Genomic DNA, 21,093 nt, shown 5'->3' on the forward strand with positions numbered 1-21,093 from the left:
CGGGGAAGTTTCGCAAAGAAATTTCGTTGAATTCCTCTTGGGAAACTATTCTTTTGGATAATCCGCAAGGGGAAAAATCTTTTGTCGAGAATCCAAAGTCAGATAAATGGTTGATCGTAAATGTGCCGCACAACTGGGATCAATATTATGGTTTCAGAAGAACAAAACACGGAAATTTACATGGTACAGCCTGGTATAAAAAAACTTTAAAACTGGATAAAAAAGACGTTTCAAAACAGCTTTTTCTCTATTTCGAAGGCGTAAGTTCGTACGCGACCGTTTGGGTTAATGGCCAAAAAATAGGCGAACACAAAGGCGGACGAACGACTTTTACCTTAAACATTACAAAGGCAGTTTCTTTTGATAAAGAAAATACGATTTTAGTAAAAGCAGCGCATCCATCCTTTATTGCAGATCTTCCTTGGGTTTGTGGCGGCTGTTCCGGCGAATGGGGATTCTCTGAAGGTTCACAGCCAATGGGAATTTTCAGGCCAGTTTCTTTGGTTGTTACCAACGATATTAGAATTCAGCCGTTTGGTGTTCATATTTGGAATGATAAATCGGTTTCAAAACAAAAAGCGATTCTTCATACTACAACCGAAATCAAGAATTACAGTACTTCAGATAGAAATTTAACGATTGAAAATATTCTTTTTGATGCTGCAGGAAAGAAAGTGGTCAGAAAGAAAAGTGATGTCAAAAATATTTCCGGAGAAACAAAAGAAATAGCACAGACACTTCCTGAAATTATAAAACCGAAATTATGGTCGCCGTCCAATCCGTATTTGTATAAACTGGTGACTTCGGTTTATGATAACGGAAAAATAATAGATCAGTTAACAACGTCTTACGGAATCCGCTGGGTGAGCTGGCCGGTAAGCCGTGACGGAAAAGATAATCGTTTTTTCATCAATGACGAACCTGTTTATATAAATGGCGTTTGCGAATACGAACATTTAATTGGAAAAAGTCATTCGTTTTCAGACGAAATGATTCATTCCAGAATTGAGCAGATCAAAGCTGGCGGATTCAACGCTTTTAGAGAAGCGCATCAGCCTCATAATTTATTGTATCAAAAAGAATTAGACGAAAACGGAATCTTGTTTTGGAGTCAGTTTTCGGCACATATTTGGTACGATACGCCTGAGTTTAAAGAAAACTTCAAAACCTTATTACGAGAATGGATTAAGGAACGCAGAAACAGCCCGTCGGTTGTGATGTGGGGATTGCAGAATGAAAGTACCATTCCAGCGGCATTTGCCGAAGAATGCACACAGATTATCCGCGAAATGGATCCATTATCAGCTTCACAACGTATTGTAACAACTTGTAATGGTGGAGAAGGAACAGATTGGAATGTAGTACAAAACTGGTCAGGAACGTATGGAGGAGATCCGTTAAAATACCATCTGGAAATGACGACTCAGTTGTTAAATGGAGAATACGGCGCTTGGCGTTCTGCCGATTTACATACCGAAGGTGAGTTTGACCAAAAAGGAACTTTGAGCGAAAACCGCTTTTCTCAATTAATGGAAATTAAAGTCCGCGAAGCTGAATCTGTAAAAGATAAAATTGCCGGACAATTTAACTGGCTTTTTGCTTCGCATGAAAATCCGGGACGCGTACAAAATGGAGAAGGGTTTAGAGATATTGACAAAGTTGGTCCAGTAAATTACAAAGGACTTTTTACGATTTGGGGCGAACCTCTGGATGCGTTTTATATGTACCGTGCTAATTATGTTTCAAACAAAACCAATCCGATGGTTTATATTGTTTCGCACACTTGGCCAAGCCGTTGGGAAAAACCGGGAATCAAAAACGGAATCGATATTTATTCGAATTGCGACGAAGTAGAATTGTTCAACGACGTGAATAAATCTTCTTTAGGGAAATTAAAAAATCCGGGCATCGGACAACATTTTCAGTTTAATAATGTCAATATTCAATACAATGTTTTATATGCTGTTGGGTATGTAAATGGAAAGGCTGTTGCCAAAGATTATATCGTTTTAAATACACTTCCGAAAGCACCAAATTTTGATGCTTTAATATCTGATAAAACCGATATTACAAAAGCAAAAAGCGGTTATAATTATATTTACAGAGTCAATTGCGGAGGTTCTGAATTTACAGATTCTTCAGGAAATACATGGTTTACCGATACTCATAAAAACGGACAGCATACTTGGGGATCTTTATCCTGGACAGATAATTTTGAGAAACTCCCAGACTTTTTTGCGAGCCAAAGAAGAATTTTTGATCCAATAAACGGTACAAAAGATCCAGAATTATTTCAAAGTTTCAGATATGGTGTTGACAAATTGCGTTATGAATTTCCTGCGCCAGATGGAGAATATTTGGTAGAATTATATTTCACAGAACCGTGGTACGGAACCGGAGGCGGAATGGATTGCAAAGGCTGGCGATTGTTTGATGTTGCCATCAACGATAATATTGTTTTAAAAGATTTTGATATTTGGGCAGAAGCCGGACATGATAATGCTTTGAAGAAAGCATTTAAAGTAAAAAGCAAAAACGGCAAAATTGTGATTTCGTTTCCAAATGTAAAAGCTTCGCAGGCGATAATTTCGGCAATTGCGATAGCAACAAAAGATATTCATGCAAGACCAGCAGCCGAATCTCCAAAAAACATAGAAAATTATGTACAAGAGACTTATAATAAAAGCCGTAACACGATAGCTTCCTGGCTGGATATTAATTCAAAACAATATTCAGATTCAGAGATTGTTTTTACGGAATTGCCTTCTGAAGTTTTTGGTGCAGATTATTTACAATTTTCTGATCATTCTAAAATTAAGGGGACTTTTTCTGCTAAAGAAGATTCGGATTTATATCTTTTTATAGATAATAAAAATTTGACTTTAGAGAAGTTTACAGATTATAAAAAGTTAGAAGAAAAAGCTAAAAATAGTAATCAAACTGAATTTATAATTTTTACTAAAAAGGTAAAAAAGGGCGAAAAAATTTCTTTTGATAATAGTGAAGAGATAACTACAATTGCGATCGTTCCAACTTATGATATGGGTGAAAAAGACGATTCAAGACCTGTAGTAATAATTGAAGCGGAAAATGCCAAAACCACGGGAAGCGGAATTGAAAAAGGAAATTTCAAAAAAGCCGATTATATTGAGTTTACTCAAAAAACAAATAACAGTATTCAGTTTGAAGTTAAACCCGGTGTGGCAGGGATTTATTTAATGCGTTTTAAATTTATGAATAGAAATGAAACGCCGTTAAAAGTCAAATTCAAAATGGAAGATGCGTATGGAATTTTAATGCGAAATGATACAATTGAATTCTTTCCTTCACCAGAAAAATGGAAAGTTTTAAATACGACTTCTGGTGGTTATATTAATGCAGGTACGTATAAAATTACTTTGGAAGGAGATGATTTGAAGGGATTGATGTTGGATAATTTTGAGTTTCAATAAGGAGTGTTTGCCACGAAGGCACAAAGACGCAAAGGTTTTTCTGTAGAGACGCACTGCAGTGCGTCTACGCTCCAATTGTCGATACTTTGTGTTAGACGCACTGCAGTGCGTCTCTACGGAAAAACATTACGATTATAACGTTCAGCTTGTCATCCTGAGGAACGAAGGATTACACCAGAAACTCGACAAAGATTGGCGATTTAGTTTGCGTGGGCTTCGACTTCGCTCAGCCTGACAAAACGGTGTAAAAATTAGACTAGAATAAAAAACATATTTATGATTAAACATAAAAACATATTTCAAAAAATTACAATTGCCTTATTGTTTTCGTTTTCAATTTTTGCACAAAAACAAGTCAGAATTGTAGAAGATTTCAATAAAAACTGGAACTTCAAATTAGGTGATTATCCCGAAGCAGTCAATGCTAATTATAATGTGTCAGACTGGAGAACACTTCAATTACCGCACGATTGGAGCATTGAAGGAACTTTTGACAAAGACAGCAAAACGAAACAAGCGCAAGGCTTTTTACCTGCCGGGAAAGGTTGGTACCGTAAAGTTTTTACTATTCCGGCGAGTTGGAAAAGCAAAACGATTTCAATTGAATTTGACGGTGTTTTTAAGAATAGCGAAGTTTTTATAAATGGGAAATCATTAGGAATGCGTCCAAATGGTTATATCTCTTTTAGTTATGATTTGTCTCTGTATTTAAATTATGGACAAGCCAATACTATCGCCGTCAAAGTTGATAATGATGCTCAGCCAAACTCAAGATGGTATACAGGTTCTGGGATTTACAGAAATGTGAGATTGGTGACAAATGAAAAACTGCATGTAGGGAAGTGGGGGACTTTTATAACTACGCCTGAAGTTTCAACAAAGCAATCAAAAGTGCATTTAGAAGTTACGATTGATAATGATAACGATACCGCCAGAGAATTTACATTGGTCACTTCTATTTTAGATGCTAAGAATAAGGAAGTGTCGAATAATATTTCTATAGAGAAAATTGAAGCTAAAACATTCGAAACGAAGGTGCATAATCTTGATGTTTTAAAACCACAATTATGGAATACTGAAAATCCGTATTTGTATAAAGTAATTACAAAAATCTACGAGAAATCTCTACTAGTCGATAATTATGAAACACCGCTTGGATTTAGATTTTTCAATTTTGATTCAGAAAAAGGATTTTCTTTAAATGGAAAACCAACAAAAATATTAGGAGTTTGCCTGCACCATGATAATGGTGCTTTGGGTTCAGTAGAAAATATTCATGCCGTTAGAAGAAAACTGACTTTGCTGAAAGAAATGGGAGCAAACGCAATCAGAATGTCACATAATCCGCATTCGTTGGAAATGATGCAATTGTGCGACGAAATGGGATTCATCGTTCAGGACGAAGCTTTTGACGTTTGGAAGAAGAAAAAAGTAACCAACGATTACCATAAAGATTGGGATGTCTGGCACAAACAAGATTTAGAAGATTTTATTAAAAGAGACCGTAATCATCCATCGGTTATGATGTGGAGTATTGGTAACGAAATCAGGGAACAATTTGATTCTACGGGAATTGCGATTACCAGAGAATTAGCTAAAATTGTAAAATCTTTAGACACAACACGTCCTGTAACTTCGGCTTTGACCGAAAATATTATTGAGAAGAATTTCATTTACCAATCAGGAGCTTTGGATCTTTTAGGATTTAATTATAAACACGAAGATTATAAAGATTTTCCGGAACGTTTTAAAGGACAAAAGATATTAGCTTCTGAAAGTGTTTCGGCATTAGAAACACGCGGTCATTATGATTTTCCAGATGGAATTAAAGCTTGGCCAACAAAACACGGAGCTCCGTTTGACGGAAATCCAGATTGGACTGTTTCGGCTTACGATCAGGTGAAATCGTATTGGGGTGCAACGCATGAAGAAAACTGGAAAACAATCAAAAAACAGGATTTCATGGCAGGTACTTTTATCTGGACAGGTTTTGATTATATCGGTGAACCTGATCCGTATCCATTTCCGGCAAGAAGTTCTTATTTCGGAATTGTTGATTTAGCGGGACTTCCAAAAGATGTGTATTATATGTATCAAAGTGAATGGTCAACAAAACCTGTTTTGCATATTTTCCCGCATTGGAACTGGAAAAAAGATCAGGAAGTTGATGTTTGGGCGTATTACAATAATGCTGATGAAGTGGAATTATTCTTAAACAGAAAATCTCTCGGCATAAAATCAAAACAAAATGATGATCTGCATATTTCATGGAAAGTAAAATTTGAACCAGGAACTATAAAAGCTATCTCAAGAAAGAACGGAAAAGTAGTTTTAGAGGCAGCAATTCATACAGCGGGAGAAGCTTCTAAAATAGCTTTAAAAGCAGATAAAACTATTATCAAAAACGATACTTATGATTTGGTTTATGTAACCGTTTCTACAGTTGACAAAGATGGAAACTTATTACCAAATGCAACAGATTTAATTAATTTTGAAGTTACTGGCGGCGGAAAATTAGTTGGGGTTGATAATGGTTATCAGGCTAATTTGGATTCTTTTAAAACGAATTCTTGTAAGTTATTCAGTGGAAAATGTATTGCGATTATTCAGTCGAATGGAAAGAAAGAAAATATTAAGTTAAAGGCTTCAACAAGAAATTTACAAGCAACGACAATTGAAGTTAAAGTAAAGTAAATTTATCTCTCGCAAAGTTTTTTAAACCATATAAGTTATATAAGTTAATTTAAGTTTGAGGTGTTTTTAATCTCGCAAAGACGCTAAGTCGCAAAGTTTTTAATTGCCTCCAGCTTTAGCTGGTGGATATAGGAGGCTTTAGCCAAAATGTGAAGTTCGGCTAAAGCCTTTTATTATTGAAATTTGTTACCTCCAACTAAAGCTGGAGGTTATTGAACTCAACTTTCCTTTATTTAGATAATACTTTGCGACTTAGCGTCTTTGCGAGATTAAAAACATAAAAACTTAATTCATAACTTATAACTCACAACTCATAATTGAACTCATAACTTATAAGCAAAATTCTTTGACTTGATCACCTTTCCATTATCAGTAATCATTACACAGCTGTAATCAGGGAATTTTTGAAGTAAGAGCAAACCTTCTTTTTGACCTAAAACCATTAAAGAAGTGCTTAATCCGTTTGCGGTTTCGGCATTGGGGCCAAAAACGGTGACGCTGCATAAACCAGTTGCAGGATATCCGGTTGCGGGATTTATAATGTGTGAATATCGTTTTCCGTTAAAAACAACGAATTTTTCATAACTGCCAGATGTCGTTACTGCGCCTTGATTTAGTGGAACAACAGCCAAAACCTTTTCAGGTTTAAACGGATTTGTAATTCCTATTTTCCAAGGCTGTCCGTTGGGTTGTTTTCCCCAAGTGCTCATGTCTCCGGAGCCGTTTATGATTCCGGCTTGAATGCCTTTTGCAATCATCATGGTTCGGCATTTATCCGTTGCGTAGCCTTCGCCAAGAGCGCCAAAACCAATTTTCATTCCTTTTAACTTTAAGAATATTGTCGATTCAACGCTGTCGAGAATAATATTTTTATAGCCCACTTTTTCCACCGACTTTTTTATGGCTTCCGCCGAAGGCATTTCGGTCATTGATCCGTCAAATTTCCAGATTCTGTCCATAGCAGCAAAACTAACGTCAAAACCGCCATTTGTAATTTCCGATAATTTTATGGCTCTTTGCGTAAGTTCAAAAACTTCACGATCTACTTTTATAGCTTTTATTCCGGCATTTTGATTGACTTGAGAAACTTGAGAATCCGGTTTCCAATCGGAGATTAAATTTTCAATTCGGGTAATTTCGGCAATTACTTCGTTGATGTTTTGTTCGGCAGTTAAAGAATCTTTGGCAACAATACTAATATCAAAACGTCCACCCATAAGTAAAGTCGTTCTTTTTTGTAATATTTGCGAATGCGCTGATAAACAACAGCTAATTGCAAAAACACATAAAACTTTATTTAGGAAAGATATCTTTGTCATCATTTTATTAATAGCAATCGGTTAATAATTGCCCATTTTCTTTATATTCTATTAGACTTTTAGTTCCGTTAGCAAGGCACAATTCATCCAGAATTGTTTCAACATCTTTTTGCATCGCAAGAGATCCGCAAATCATAATAACGCCGCCTTGTTTCAATAAATCAATAAAAAAAGCAGTATCCCTTTTTATTAAATCCATTACATAAATATGTTCGGCTTCGCGCGATAAAGCAACGTGAAAATTTTCCAAATGTTCCTTTTGAATCATTATTCCGGCAAACTTTTTATAAGCCTGAAGCGTTGGTGTTTCCATTCTAAATCCGCTGTACAACTGTATTTCTTTCTTGGCACTATTTTGTTCGATCATTCCTAAGAAAGGCGCAATTCCGGTTCCGTTGGAAATAAAAGCCACTTTTGGAGCTTTATTAGGAAAATGAAAAGCTCTATTATTAATAATTCTGGCTTTGATTGTATCTCCAATTTCTAAATTATTTAAAAACCCGGAACCTAATCCGTTTGGATGCAGTTTTACAACCAATTGTACATTTCCAGAATGATTTCCGATAGAATAAAGACGTTCTCTCGAATCATTCGCCGGATAAATAGCCAGTAAATCACCCGAAGCAAATTTAGTTCGGCTATTGGCGCGTAAAGTCAAAATGAAAGTATGTTCCTTATCAGAAATTGGCGTTTTGTCTAAAACCATTAATTTCTGCAAACCTTTCGGAACGTGATTGTATAAAGATGGAGTAGTGGCTAGCGGAATTTCAGCTTTGGCACTCCATAATTTTATCCATTCTACAAATTCTACAGCCGATTTATCATTAACCGTCTGTAAATCTAAAAAACGTTCTGCCCAGCTTTGAGTTTCTAAAAACTGGTCAATTTCTATTGCAAATTGGCAGAAATCAGGATAAGATTTTGAACCAAAACCAACGACAGAGAATTTAATTTTCTGTTCCTGATTTTGTTTCTGTAAAAGCGCTTTAAATTTTGTTGCGTTTGAAGGCGCATCTCCCAAACCGTGTGTTGACGAAAAAACAATAATATGCTCTGCTTTCGGGTAAACCGAAAAACTATTTAATTCTGCAATAAAAGCTTTTTTTCCGTGTCCAATTAATTGTTTCAAAATCGCGTTGGCAAATCTAAAAGAACTTCCATTTTCAGAACCAACCAAAAGAATGTATTTACTTTCATTGGCTTTGAACTTATTTTTAATTCGGCTTGATCTTCTTTTTAAAGTAATGGCAAAACCAGAATAAATAAAGAAAAGGATATTGATACAGGCAATAGCCAAAATAACGGCCCAGATTCCGTTAATTCTTCCTGTATGAAGGTCAAGGCTTAAAGCTGCAAACTGAATTGTCTTTGGCGAAAGCTTTTCAGAAATCAAAGTTCCATCAACCTGATTTACTTCAATTTCACGATCTTTAAGTTCAATGATATAATATTCTTCTGGATCATCAGTAAAAGGAAATTCGATTTTTTTTACGTCAGACAGCAATGTGGTTTTAAATATTGAAGTTTTTTTGGCTTCCGCCGAAAGCTCTGTTTTTACAGGTTTTGGTTTTTCTTCGCCCATAAAAAAGTTGAATCTTTCGAGCGATAAATACGTTCCGGTAAGTGCAATAATAAAAATCGGAATTAAAGCCAGACGTCCTAAAAGAACATGATAATATTGAGCAAAATATTCTTTAATGACTTTCGAAAAGAAATTACGGATTCCTCTTTGTCTTTTTAAAACCAATACAAAACCCGAAATGGAAATTAATAACAAACAAAAAGAGATTACGCCCACAAAAAATCGTCCAGTTTCATGAAGAAACAGCGAACGGTGAAAACCGGTAACCCATTGAATAAATTCGCTTTTTTTTTCAGGCTTTCCTAATGTTTTTCCAGTTTTGGGATCGATGTAAGCATTAATGTCATTTCCGTCTGCATCAATTGCCTGCAGCGTTACAAACTGATTATGATCGACACTTAATTCTGTAATTTCTGAATACTCTTTTTTCAATATTGGCAATGTTTCCCCCAACGTTATTTTATCAAAATTGGCAGCTTTATACGGAAGTGTTTTTTCCTGTACGGCATCGACAGCCAGAATGATTCCGGTAACAGATGCTAAAAGCAGAAATATCGAAGAAAATAAGGCTAAAGCCAAATGTGCGTAACGCCAGAAAGAAAGAGTCATTTAGTGTATTCTAGAAATGTAATAAAATATTTAAAGCTTTGCCAAAATTAAAAACTTTGACAAAGCCTGAATTCAAGTTTAAGCAGAAAAAATAAAATTCATGCTTATTATGAGGTTAAGAAATAATTACTAAAAATTATATTTTGTTTAGTCGTACATATTTGATGTAACCTTTTCCGTCTGTTTTATCAGCAAGACCTTCTGTTGAAAGCGGAATTTCAAGATCGCTTACGTAATATTTTTGATCTTCAACAGCAGTTTCAAAACGTAATTTGTAACCTTTATTAATTTTCGAATCTTCGATTTCTATTGTGGTTACGCTACGATCACCGCCTGTTACAGATGCGCCTGTTTTTGCACTGATGTCTTCTCCTTTTTGAGCGTGGAATTTATTCCATTCTTTTAAAGATTTGTACCATTTTTTGTCATCGCCCATTACATAAAGCGTTTTTTCGCATGCACCAGTTGGGTTAATAAGCGAAACTACGATATAGGCACCTTCTCCCATATAATTTGTCATTTGAAGCATGCATTTGTATTTACTTGATTGAGCATTTGCTTGTAAAGAAACAAGAAGGATAAGAGCGCTTGTAAGTGCAATTTTGAATATTGATTTCATTTTTTAATTGGAATTTGGAATTTTAAGACTTATTTTAAAAAGTCAATTGATACGTTATTTTTTGTAAGCAGTTCATTTTCTTTAGCCAGTGCATAAGCCGTTTCATCAAATTCTGTGTTGATGTCTTTTTTTGCTCCGGCAGAAATAAGATATTTTAAAACAGCATCATCTTTAGAGGTCATTGCTGCTCTGTGTAAAGCGGTTAAACCATCTTTGTTTTTAGCATTTATATCTACTTTTAAATCCGTTATTTTTTTAAGAAGTGTGATGTCATTTTTTGTAATTGCTAAATGATACAAAGTATTTCCGTCTTTTTGAGCTGCTGCTAAATTTAACCCTTTGTTCTGAAGTAATTTTGCTTTTGCATCAAAAGGATCAGCAGCAATTTCTTTTCCGGCAGGTTTGTAAGACTGAACCAAATAAACACCTAAATTGTTTCCGTCTTTATCTTTTACATTTACATCGGCACCTTTGTTTAAAAGTAAAGCTACAGCTTCTGGCGTTCCAGTTCGTACTGCGTTTGTTAAAGCCGATTCTCCTTTTAAGTTTTGTACATTAATATTTTTTGTTGTTGGAAGTAAAATTTCTAAAACCGCAGTTTCTTTAGCCAAAGCCGCAGCCATTAAAGGTGTATTTCCTTCTTTATCAGCTTTATTGGCATCAGCACCTTTGCTTAAAAAATATGTAACAATTTCAGCCTGATTTGGTTTTCCTGCTAAAATGTGCAATACATTTTGTCCTGCTTTATTTTGTGCATTTGCTTTTAGTTTTACTTCTTCAACTAAATATTTATAGGTTTCAATTGTATTCGTTTCTCTACGGCTTCCTTGTGCTGCAGTAAAAAGTGCATTATCATTTGGTTTTATTCCCTTTTCAATAAGTTTTTTCAGGAAAGGAATGTTTCCAGATCGTGCAGCGTATGTAAAAGCAGTATTTCCGTCACTATCAACATCTTTAAGAGATAATCCTTTTGTAGAAAAATATTCAGCCGCTTTTAAGTCTTTATCAGAAGAAATGGCCAAAAGCAATAAGTTAGCTCCGTTTGCATATTTTTTCTTCGGATCGATTCCGGCTTTGAAGAAAGCTTCATATAAAGCAGGATTTGCCTGCCCGTTTGAAGCTGCAAAATCTGCCGGAGCTGTACCGTGGCTGTCTTCAAAATTAACATCAGAACCTTTACTTATAAGATATTGTACTAATTCTGTATTTCCTCTGTAAGCTGCCCAGTGTAAATAAATACGATTGTCGTGCGTTAATTTCGTAATGGAGTTTCCAGGCTGATCGATTAAAAATTTGATCGTTTCATTTGGTGCATCGTTGTTGATTGCCAGTGTAGTAACATCAAAAGCATTTATGTTGGCTTCTGCCGGATTGTTTCCTTTTGCTATTTCTGCTTTTACTGTTTCGACATTTGGAGATGTTTTCCAGAATGATGCTTCTAAAAGCGTATTTTTTTGCTGTGCATTAACTAATGAAACAGCTGCAAATGCTAAAGAAATAAAAAGATTCTTTTTCATATTTTGTTATGTTGTTTATTGGAGTTCTTGTTCCAAAAATTATAGATGAGATTAAAGTCTATTTAGAATAAATCAAAATAATGACAAATGTAAAGATTAATATTTTTATAGCAAGTTTTATTGCTTTTAAAAGTTTAATTCTAATGAATTTTAATCTAATCCTAAGTTTTCGATTGTCTTTTCTCTGCAACAACTATTTTTTAAAATTTTAAGACAACGGTTTTATATTTTGGTTTAATAAGTGTTTAATGTTTTTTATTATTTTAAATTTTAAATAGTTGAATATTAGTTTATTAATATTTTTAAAAGTAGAACATTTTCTAAATTTCAGACTTTATTTTCTATCAGATAAAACTCTTTTAAGAGGAAATTTGACGTTTACTTTTACTCAAAATTGGATCAAAAAAGTCCAAATTTGAATTTTGGATGTTAATAAGTGTTTTTCCATTCTACGGTTTTTTTTCAATTTTTATGTTGACAACTCTATTTAGATTTAGTATAAATAACTGGTATTTGGGCAACTACGAAAAATTATGTGCTTGTTAATAAATTGTTTTTTTAATGGTTTTCAAACTAATTTTTTCCTGTTGATAATTGTTCGGATTTTTAACATCAAAACCTAGTCTAAAGGAGAATCGTGGGTTAATTTTGTAGGTATAGAAAACGCAGTTCCTTACCTCAAATCCTGTAATTTTCTATTCTTAATTAGTCACCGTTAAATACTATATACTATGTCTATATTTGATAAAAGAGTCAATTATAAACCTTTTGAATACCCGGAGGTTTTGCAATTTACAGAAGCGATAAATAAAGCGTATTGGGTTCATACAGAAGTTGATTTTACTGCTGATACTCAGGATTTTCATGCTCATTTAACAACCGCAGAAAAAACGGCTGTGAAGAATAGTTTACTGGCAATTGCACAGATTGAGGTAGCTGTAAAAAGTTTTTGGGGAAATATTTATGAGCACTTTCCAAAACCTGAATTTAATGGTTTAGGGACGACTTTTGCTGAGTGCGAATTCAGGCATTCTGAAGCCTATTCGCGCCTTCTTGAAGTATTAGGTTATAACGATGAATTTGAAAAACTGCTGGACGTTCCGGTTATCCGCAGACGTGTCGATTATCTTTCGAATGTTTTAAAAGATACTCGTTCTCAGGATAACAGAAAATATATGGTTTCGCTGATTTTGTTCAGTATTTTAATTGAAAACGTTTCGCTTTTCAGCCAGTTTGCTATTCTGCTTTCTTTTACAAGATTTAAAGGTTACATGAAAAATGTGAGCAATATTATTGCATGGACTTCTATCGATGAGCAGATTCATGCTAATGGTGGAATTTTCATCATCAATAAAATCAGAGAAGAATTCCCGGATTATTTTGATGCTGATACTTTAGAGTTAATTAGAGAAACGGTTAAGGATTCTATTGCAGTCGAATCAGACATATTAGACTGGATATTTGAAGAAGGTGAAATTGAGAGTATTAAAAAAGGTGATTTGGTGAATTTTATGAAATTTAGACTTGACGAAAGCTTAAAACAAATTGGAATTCCTACCATATTCAACGTTAATATGGAAGATTACAAAGCTTTGGCCTGGTTTGAAGAAGAAGTTTTTGCAAACAGTCTGGATGATTTTTTTGCAAAACGTCCGGTAGAATATACCAAACACGATAAAAGTATTACGGCAAACGATCTTTTCTAATAGCAAAAAGTATGAGTACAATAGATATAAATGAAGTAAATAGTCTTCCACAAAATGAAGCAGGAACCAAAATGTGGTGGAAGAACTCTGAGAGTGAACAAATTTTAAACCGCGGTTATCTTTTAAAAGGAGAAACGGTTGAAGGTGCAATTGACAGGATTTGTACGGCTGCCGCAAGAAGATTGTATAAACCGGAATTAAAAGAATCTTTTGTAGAAATGATTGAACGCGGCTGGATGAGTATCAGCTCGCCGGTTTGGGCGAATATGGGAACCGAAAGAGGTTTGCCTATTTCTTGTTTTAATGTACATGTTCCGGATAAAATTGAAGGAATTACACATAAACTGGGTGAAGTAATCATGCAGACTAAAATAGGCGGTGGAACATCGGGTTATTTTGGAGAATTGCGCGAACGCGGAAGTGCGGTGACCGATAACGGAAAGAGTAGCGGCGCAGTAAGTTTTATGAAACTTTTTGATACAGCTATGGACACGATTTCGCAAGGCGGAGTTCGTCGCGGCGCATTTGCTGCATATTTAGATATCGACCATCCGGATATTGAAGAATTCCTGAAAATTAAAAGTATTGGAAACCCAATCCAGAATTTGTTTACGGGAATTTGTGTTCCTGATTACTGGATGCAGGAAATGATTGATGGTGATAATGATAAAAGGCAAATTTGGGCAAAGGTTTTAGAAAGCCGTCAGCAAAAAGGACTGCCTTATATCTTTTTCAGTGATAACGTAAATAAAAGCAAACCGCAGGTTTATAAAGATCAAAACCTGAGAATCAACGCGAGTAATTTATGCAGTGAGATTATGCTGCCGTCAACTCAGGACGAATCGTTTATCTGCTGTTTATCATCTATGAATTTGGAGCTTTACGAAGAATGGAAAGATACTGAAGCGGTAAAACTGGCTATCTTTTTCCTTGATGCGGTATTGCAGGAATTCATCGAAAAAACGGAAGGTAACTATTATCTTTCGGCAGCGAATAAATTTGCTAAAAGACATCGTGCTTTAGGTTTAGGTGTTTTAGGCTGGCATTCTTATTTACAGAAAAACATGATTCCGTTTGAAGGAATGGAAGCTAAATTGAAAACGACAGAAATTTTTAAACATATAAGCGATAAAGCGGATAAAGCAACTCAGGAATTAGCCAGAATTTATGGTGAACCTGAATTGTTAAAAGGTTATGGAAGACGTAATACGACAACAATGGCAATTGCGCCAACGACTTCATCATCAGCAATTTTAGGGCAGACTTCTCCGGGAATTGAACCTTTTAGCAGTAATTATTATAAAGCTGGTTTGAGTAAAGGTAATTTTATGCGTAAAAATAAATACCTGAAAAAACTGCTTGAAGAAAAAGGCTTGGATAATGAAGAAGTTTGGAGAGAAATTATGCTAAATGGCGGAAGTGTTCAGCATATGTCTCAGCTTTCTCAAACGGAGAAAGATGTTTTTAAAACTTTTAAAGAAATCAGTCAGCTGGAAATTGTACAGCAGGCAGGAATTCGCCAGAAGTTTGTAGATCAGGGACAGAGTTTAAATCTTAATATTCCGGCAGAACTGCCAATTAAGGAAGTAAACCGTTTAATGATCGAAGCATGGCAATTGGGTGTAAAAAGTTTGTATTACCAAAGAAGCCAAAGTGTTTCTAAAGAATTGGTAACAAGTTTGGTCACTTGTAGTAGTTGTGAATCGTAAAAAAGAAAAAAAGCCGAATCTTATTTTAGATTCGGCTTTTTTTATGTGTTTGAATTAAAGATATATGCCAATAAATGCAGTATTCTTTTTAATAAGAATTTAATTTAGTTCTCATAAAATATTAATTTAGCAACCAGAAATTATCATCCAAAACAAATAAATACCCGCAGTAAATGGAAAATATCACAGTAATTATAATGTTACTTTTTGGCGTAGCTTTTCTTAGTTTAGTAAGTAAAAGGTATAATTTTCCAATTCCTATTGTACTTGTACTTTGTGGTGTAATTATTAGTGTAGTGCCGGGACTGCCGGTTATTGCGCTGAGTCCTGAGGTTGTTTTTATTATCTTCCTTCCTCCGCTTTTATATCATGCTGCATGGCATACAAGCTGGTCTGATTTTAAACAGACCATTCGTCCGATAACTTTGGCGGCTGTTGGTTTGGTTTTTTTTACTACAGGATTGGTTGCTGTTGTGGCACACTGGCTTATAGATGATATTTCCTGGCCGTTAGCATTTTTACTTGGTGCTATTGTTTCGCCTCCCGATGCAGTTTCTGCAACATCTATAACTAAAGGTTTAGGTTTACATCCAAGATTAATTGCCATTCTTGAAGGAGAGAGTTTGGTGAATGATGCCAGCGGTCTTGTGGCGTATAAATATGCTTTAACAGCAATTACTGCAGGAAATTTTGTTTTGTGGCAGGCAGGATTAAACTTTGTTTTGATGTCGGTTTTAGGAATTGCAATAGGAGTGGCTGTTGGTTTTATAATGTATTATATCCATAAAAGGTTCGTTTGTGATGATATTATTGAGGTAACACTTACGTTATTGACACCATTTTCATCTTATTTGATTGCAGAGCATTTTCATGGTTCCGGAGTTTTGGCAGTAGTATCAACCGGACTTTTTTTGGCTGCAAGATCCGGAGCTATTTTTTCGCATGAAAGCCGAATCATGACCAATACGATATGGGATGTTTTAAGTAATATTCTAAACGGTTTAATCTTCATTTTAATTGGATTGCAGCTACGGCAGATTATTGAAGGAATAAGTAATTATTCTGGAGATTCGTTATTTATTTGGGGAGCTGTAATTAGTATTGTTGTAATTGTTGTTCGCTTTTTATGGGTAGTTCCGGCAACGATGATTCCGAGGATGCTCAGTAAAAAAATCCGAATGAAGGAAGAATTTGATTATCGAAATATGATTGTTTTCGGGTGGTCGGGAATGCGCGGCGTGGTTTCGATGGCTGCGGCTTTGGCATTGCCGTTAATGCTGAATAAAACCGAAGAATTTCCGCTTAGAAACCTGATTATTTATTTGGTTTTTTGTGTGATTCTTTCCACTTTGGTCATTCAGGGACTTACGCTTCCGTGGCTGATTAAAAAACTTAAAATTGAGCGTTATTCTATTTTGGCTGAAGAATATGATGTTCGAAATATTATTGTTTCTGAAACCATTGCGCATATCGAAGATAATTTATCGCTGCTTGATGATGAATTGCTTCATAATATTAAAAGTAAATATGAAGTAAAATTTAATCGTTTGCAGAAAACCGAACTTCCAGCCAACTTTTTTGGAAACGGAAAAGTATTTGGAAATGAAATTTTTAATGATTTTACCAAAATTCAAATTGATCTATTGAATGTAGAACGTAGTAAACTCGAAGTTATGCATAAAGCGGGTTCCGTAAACGAAGAGATTTTTAGAAAAATAGAAAAAGAACTTGATCTTGAGGAAACGCGTCTTTGGATGGAAATGTATGAGGAATAGATTTTAAATAAGCTGTAAATCTTTATTTGACTTGAATTTTGTTCAGATCGTTTTTTGCAGGGCCATTTATAACTGTACCGTCGGCGGCAAATCTTGAACCGTGGCAAGGACAGTCAAATGATTTTTCATCGGGATTCCACTGTACAATACAGCCTAAATGTGGGCAGACTGCAGAAAAAGCTTGGAGCGTATTATCATAATCCCGATAGGCGGCAATTTTTTTTAATCCAAGTGAGAGAATCCCGCCTTCGCCGGCTTTTAAGTCTGCCGTATTATTTATATCAGATGCGGTAATCCAATCCAGATATTGTGCTGCCATATTTCCGGCTTCTTTCATAAAATCTCCTAAGGCTTTAAAAGTGATTCGTGATGGATTATATAAATCTTCCCATTTGTTTTTAATTCCCAAAATTTGATCTGTAATAATCATGGCGCCAATTGTGGCGTGTGTCATACCATTTCCAGAATCCCCAGTGATAATATATATGTTTTCATCGCCTGGATTTTTACCCATAAACCCTAAAGAATCGAAAGGTTCCATAACCTGTCCAGACCATTTATAGTTAATTTCGTCCAGCATTGGAAAATATTTTCTGGTCCAGATTTCCAGCTTTTCATATCTTGATAATGCAGATATTCCTTCTTCATCTTCTTGTCCGGTTTTGTGATCTTCTCCGCCTGAAATCAGCAAATCGTATTGATCATCAAATTTTTCTAAACGAACATAATGATAGGGCTGCGAAACCCATTTTGCTGCCATATCGCCCGTGTCCCACCATAGAGAATAGGGTATCACTCCTTTTGGAATTTTTCCGGCAATAACATAAGTTCTGTAAGCGTGTTGTTTGGTATGCATGGTTAAAACATCGTTGACTGGCGTGTTGGTTGCCACAACAATGTGTTTTGCAGTAAAATTGAAACCATTTACTGAAGCTCCTTCTTTTGTAATACTGTCTGCATGTGCTTCAGTGAAAATGGTTCCACCGAGTGCTGTAACAGCTTCGGCAAGTCCTTTTAAATAATGTAAAACATGAAACTGTCCCTGATTTCTAAATTCAATAGATCTTTGGTTTTGAGCTCCGTTTAAATATGGTGTATTGTTTAATAGTGAGGTTTGGAGTCCGGCATCTTTTGATGCCTGAAATTCTTTGTCGAGATTTTCTTCTTTATCGCTTGGATGAAGAAATAAATAACCCTTTACTCTTTTAAAATCACAGTCTATATTTAATCTAGTAACTATTTTTTCAATTTCATCAATTGCTGCGGTATGGCTTTCAGCTGCAAGGTGAGCACTTTCTTTGCCAAATGTATTTTCAAGATAGTAATATCTGTCATCGAGTGCGCAGGTTAAATGTGCTGTAGTTCTTCCGGTTTCGCCGCTTCCTATAAATCCATCTTCGACTAAAACTACTTTTTTTCCTGCTTTTAAAAGTTTATATGCAGTTGTTAAGCCGGCAATTCCGCCGCCAATGATTAGTACTTCAGTTGAAATATCCTCACTTGGTTTATCAAAAGACAAAATTGGAGTTGTATCAATCCAAAAGGAAACATTATCGCCAGAAGTTATACTTCCTTCATTTAAGTTATCTGAATTATTCATATTGTAGTTTTAAATAAATGAAAATCATATAAGTACACTCAAAGCTACAACCAAGAATAAAAAAGAGGCTTACATTTTTATTGTCAATATTTTATAGTATTTCCAGTAAGAATAGGAGTAAGTCAAAATTTCAGTATTAAAAAATTTATATTTTTAAATTAAACTCCGGTTTCCATGTTGGGAGCATCTACGGGTTTTGATTGAGAAGAGCCAATTTGGCGTAGGTATATAGATAATATTACGATAGCAAATACTGATAGAAATTCGCTCTGCCAATTTTGAAAAGATTCAAACCAAAATCTTGAATTTTTTATAAAGGACGAAATCGTTTCTAATTGTTTTCCTTCCAAAAGTAATTTTTCATTTTCGTCTTTAAGACTTCCATAAAAATGAAGTATTAATGAAATAAGAAATAGTAGCATTAGTGAAGCTGAAAGGGAATGTTTGTACAGTGTCAAAAGAAAGCCTCCTTTTTTAACGGGCCACGGAGCATTTTTTCGGTTAGGATCTGGTTCCCGGTCTACTTCTTCTTTTTGATTAATTTTTTTTGATTCTGATGACCCTTTTTGTTTTAAGAAAATAGTAAATACAACAAAAAGGCCCATTTGAAGAAATTCACTTTCCCAGTTTTCAAAAGTAGATTCAATGAAATGTCCTGATAAAAGATACGAGCTCAGATTTATTATTTTTCCTCCTTCGCTAATAAGTTCCTTATTGTGTTCTTCAAAACCAAATAAAATCTGACCAATTAAAGTTCCTCCAAATAGTATCAAAAAGCAGATACTTAAACCATTATTGCGAAAATAAGTTTTCATTTTAATATTGTTTCTACAAATTTCACAAAATCACCGTTTATGCAGTTATATAATTAAATTTTCAATTTATACATTTTGCATTGTATAACAATAGTTTAACACATTTCTTTGATTCATATAAAGGATTGCAGAAATTATGTAATAGTTTTGATATTCAGAAAGTTAAATTTGAAATATTAAAATGAATGCAAACAGAAAAAAATATAATTATGAAAACGATATTAAAAATTAAAATTGCAATGTTGGTTCTGTTAACGGGATTAGCATTTTCTTGTAAAAAGAATGAACCAACAATAGAGTCTCAAAACAGTATAGATTCGACTGAAGCTATTATTGATACTGTAGGACCAGATGTTGATACAGTTACAAATGATACGGTTAGAACTATTACTACAGATTCTGTTAAGAAATAGAATATAAATAGCAATCGAAATTAGAAAAACCTGTAATGGATTAGTCCGTTACAGGTTTTTGTTATTTATAATGATTATAAGTTTTTTTTAATAGTCAAAACAGTATTTTTGGTTATAAAAAACAAATTTATGAAAATGACAAACTTTATTAAAATTTTATCTTTTACTTTATTGATAGTAAGTATTGTGAGCTGCAGTGTTCATAACTCTTCTTCATCATCAGGAAAAATTCCTCCTGGACAGGCTAAAAAAGCGTCTGGAAGTAAAAGTGCAAAAGCTTATGCTCCGGGTCAGCAAAAGAAGAGAAGATAATTGCTCTGGATTTATTTATAAAACAAAAAAAGCTATTCAATACTGAATAGCTTTTTTTAATTGGTCAAAAATTATTATCGCAATGCAAATCTTAATTTAAGACCGTATGAAACAAGTCTGGCACTGCTGCTTAAAGGAGAATTAAGTAAGGTATCATATCCTAATTGTACGGGTTGTTGAGCATTGTATATAACAATTTGCCCGTTTCCGGTTTTGTCATAGATATTATTTAGACCATACTCAAAATAGGCACCAATATAAAAAGAATTTCTAGTTCCTAATTCTTGTTTTAAACCAGTTTCAAAAGTGGCTGAATAAGAAACTTCTGTATTAAGATCTTGTTTACCGGTTACTAAATCATTTGTACTTGCAAAACCTGCAAAAGCCGGACTAAACAATTCTACATTGTATTGTGGATAGTAACCGCTTGTAGTTAGATTTTGAAAAGTTGTTTGGTAACTTCCGCTTGACGCGAAACCAATTTTAGCCCCCGCAGCGACATATAATTTAGATGTTCCCGGAGTTTCAAATTGAACATTAATTGGCACATTGATATAAGCCAGTTTTTGTTCTTCTCTCACATTCGTACCTTTGTATCTAAATTGAAAATTCTCATTTTCAGCGTCAGTAGCAGCGTATGCTCCTGCAAAGAAATTATATTTTAAATCTGAATTGTAGGTTTGATATTCAACTCCAATTCCTAAGCTTAAACTTTCGCTTAAATAATAAGAATAACGAAGACCTGCATTAACGCCAATTCCCGGTACTGTTTTTCCGGAAGAATTAGCATCGATATAAGAAAATGGCCCTCCTAAAGAAATCGAAAATTCTTGTTTTTTATCCTGGCCATAACTATTTAAAGACGCTGCTAAAAATGCCGTGAAAATGGCAATGGATGTGATATAGCTGTAAATATTTTTTTTCATCTTAAGTTATATTATGCCAGTACTATTTTTATCTAGTACTGGCAG

General features: G+C 34.5%; 14 protein-coding genes. 7 read left to right on the forward strand and 7 right to left on the reverse strand.

Annotated features, from left to right (window positions below):
* Positions 1–26 precede the first annotated feature (26 nt).
* Both ACODSB_RS06045 and ACODSB_RS06050 read left to right on the forward strand, forming a co-directional pair.
* Positions 27–3,452 (forward strand): malectin domain-containing carbohydrate-binding protein, encoded by a 3,426-nt coding sequence (locus ACODSB_RS06045; protein ID WP_488936375.1) that lies wholly within the window; start codon positions 27–29, stop codon positions 3,450–3,452.
* Between the two features lie 276 nt (positions 3,453–3,728).
* Complete coding sequence (locus tag ACODSB_RS06050) at positions 3,729–6,146, forward strand: glycoside hydrolase family 2 TIM barrel-domain containing protein (protein ID WP_488936376.1); 2,418 nt, start codon at positions 3,729–3,731, stop codon at positions 6,144–6,146.
* 323 nt (positions 6,147–6,469) lie between these two features.
* Here the strand turns inward: ACODSB_RS06050 and ACODSB_RS06055 are convergent, their stop codons facing one another.
* The 4 genes from ACODSB_RS06055 to ACODSB_RS06070 form a co-directional block, all read right to left on the reverse strand.
* Positions 6,470–7,468: an FAD:protein FMN transferase gene (locus ACODSB_RS06055; RefSeq protein WP_488936377.1), complete on the reverse strand. Its 999-nt coding sequence runs from the start codon at positions 7,466–7,468 to the stop codon at positions 6,470–6,472.
* A gap of 4 nt (positions 7,469–7,472) precedes the next feature.
* The gene (locus ACODSB_RS06060; protein WP_488936378.1) at positions 7,473–9,656 is read right to left on the reverse strand and encodes a PepSY domain-containing protein; all 2,184 of its coding nucleotides are present in this window, start codon (positions 9,654–9,656) and stop codon (positions 7,473–7,475) included.
* A 136-nt stretch (positions 9,657–9,792) separates the two neighbouring features.
* Positions 9,793–10,275: a DUF2271 domain-containing protein gene (locus tag ACODSB_RS06065; protein WP_488936379.1), complete on the reverse strand. Its 483-nt coding sequence runs from the start codon at positions 10,273–10,275 to the stop codon at positions 9,793–9,795.
* A gap of 29 nt (positions 10,276–10,304) precedes the next feature.
* A complete protein-coding gene (locus ACODSB_RS06070) occupies positions 10,305–11,792 on the reverse strand; it encodes an ankyrin repeat domain-containing protein (protein ID WP_488936380.1) in 1,488 nt (495 codons plus the stop codon).
* Positions 11,793–12,523: 731 nt separating this feature from the next.
* Between ACODSB_RS06070 and ACODSB_RS06075 the strand changes: the two genes are divergently transcribed.
* The 3 genes from ACODSB_RS06075 (at position 12,524) to ACODSB_RS06085 (ending at position 16,982) form a co-directional block, all read left to right on the forward strand.
* The gene (locus tag ACODSB_RS06075; protein WP_256635149.1) at positions 12,524–13,498 is read left to right on the forward strand and encodes a ribonucleotide-diphosphate reductase subunit beta; all 975 of its coding nucleotides are present in this window, start codon (positions 12,524–12,526) and stop codon (positions 13,496–13,498) included.
* Positions 13,499–13,509: 11 nt separating this feature from the next.
* The gene (locus tag ACODSB_RS06080) at positions 13,510–15,207 is read left to right on the forward strand and encodes a ribonucleoside-diphosphate reductase subunit alpha (protein WP_180856582.1); all 1,698 of its coding nucleotides are present in this window, start codon (positions 13,510–13,512) and stop codon (positions 15,205–15,207) included.
* A 173-nt stretch (positions 15,208–15,380) separates the two neighbouring features.
* Entirely contained in the window at positions 15,381–16,982 is a 1,602-nt protein-coding gene (locus tag ACODSB_RS06085; RefSeq protein ID WP_488936381.1) for a Na+/H+ antiporter, read from the forward strand.
* A gap of 22 nt (positions 16,983–17,004) precedes the next feature.
* On the opposite strand, the gene ACODSB_RS06090 is transcribed toward ACODSB_RS06085, so the two are convergent.
* Positions 17,005–18,582: an FAD-dependent oxidoreductase gene (locus ACODSB_RS06090; RefSeq protein WP_488936382.1), complete on the reverse strand. Its 1,578-nt coding sequence runs from the start codon at positions 18,580–18,582 to the stop codon at positions 17,005–17,007.
* 158 nt (positions 18,583–18,740) lie between these two features.
* The gene (locus tag ACODSB_RS06095) at positions 18,741–19,397 is read right to left on the reverse strand and encodes a DUF6766 family protein (protein ID WP_488936383.1); all 657 of its coding nucleotides are present in this window, start codon (positions 19,395–19,397) and stop codon (positions 18,741–18,743) included.
* A gap of 209 nt (positions 19,398–19,606) precedes the next feature.
* On the opposite strand from ACODSB_RS06095, the gene ACODSB_RS06100 reads away from it, so the two are divergent.
* Together ACODSB_RS06100 and ACODSB_RS06105 are read left to right on the forward strand one after the other, a co-directional pair.
* A complete protein-coding gene (locus ACODSB_RS06100; RefSeq protein ID WP_180856571.1) occupies positions 19,607–19,810 on the forward strand; it encodes a hypothetical protein in 204 nt (67 codons plus the stop codon).
* Positions 19,811–19,939: 129 nt separating this feature from the next.
* Positions 19,940–20,122 carry a hypothetical protein gene (locus ACODSB_RS06105; protein WP_180856570.1) on the forward strand — a complete coding sequence of 61 codons (183 nt, stop codon included), beginning with the start codon at positions 19,940–19,942 and terminating at the stop codon, positions 20,120–20,122.
* A 74-nt stretch (positions 20,123–20,196) separates the two neighbouring features.
* Here ACODSB_RS06105 and ACODSB_RS06110 read toward each other — a convergent pair whose 3' ends face one another.
* Positions 20,197–21,048 (reverse strand): outer membrane beta-barrel protein, encoded by an 852-nt coding sequence (locus ACODSB_RS06110; RefSeq protein ID WP_053471839.1) that lies wholly within the window; start codon positions 21,046–21,048, stop codon positions 20,197–20,199.
* Between the last annotated feature and the right edge of the window lie 45 nt (positions 21,049–21,093).

The sequence above is a fragment of the Flavobacterium sp. FG68 genome, from assembly GCF_057808895.1.

Bases quoted from the DNA above. Each gene is read 5' to 3' on its own strand.
- ACODSB_RS06050 (WP_488936376.1), top strand. From the start codon at position 3,729: ATGATTAAACATAAAAACATATTTCAAAAAATTACAATTGCCTTATTG.
- ACODSB_RS06055 (WP_488936377.1), bottom strand. From the start codon at position 7,468: ATGATGACAAAGATATCTTTCCTAAATAAAGTTTTATGTGTTTTTGCA.
- ACODSB_RS06060 (WP_488936378.1), bottom strand. From the start codon at position 9,656: ATGACTCTTTCTTTCTGGCGTTACGCACATTTGGCTTTAGCCTTATTT.
- ACODSB_RS06065 (WP_488936379.1), bottom strand. From the start codon at position 10,275: ATGAAATCAATATTCAAAATTGCACTTACAAGCGCTCTTATCCTTCTT.
- ACODSB_RS06070 (WP_488936380.1), bottom strand. From the start codon at position 11,792: ATGAAAAAGAATCTTTTTATTTCTTTAGCATTTGCAGCTGTTTCATTA.
- ACODSB_RS06075 (WP_256635149.1), top strand. From the start codon at position 12,524: ATGTCTATATTTGATAAAAGAGTCAATTATAAACCTTTTGAATACCCG.
- ACODSB_RS06080 (WP_180856582.1), top strand. From the start codon at position 13,510: ATGAGTACAATAGATATAAATGAAGTAAATAGTCTTCCACAAAATGAA.
- ACODSB_RS06085 (WP_488936381.1), top strand. From the start codon at position 15,381: ATGGAAAATATCACAGTAATTATAATGTTACTTTTTGGCGTAGCTTTT.
- ACODSB_RS06090 (WP_488936382.1), bottom strand. From the start codon at position 18,582: ATGAATAATTCAGATAACTTAAATGAAGGAAGTATAACTTCTGGCGAT.
- ACODSB_RS06095 (WP_488936383.1), bottom strand. From the start codon at position 19,397: ATGAAAACTTATTTTCGCAATAATGGTTTAAGTATCTGCTTTTTGATA.
- ACODSB_RS06100 (WP_180856571.1), top strand. From the start codon at position 19,607: ATGAAAACGATATTAAAAATTAAAATTGCAATGTTGGTTCTGTTAACG.
- ACODSB_RS06105 (WP_180856570.1), top strand. From the start codon at position 19,940: ATGAAAATGACAAACTTTATTAAAATTTTATCTTTTACTTTATTGATA.
- ACODSB_RS06110 (WP_053471839.1), bottom strand. From the start codon at position 21,048: ATGAAAAAAAATATTTACAGCTATATCACATCCATTGCCATTTTCACG.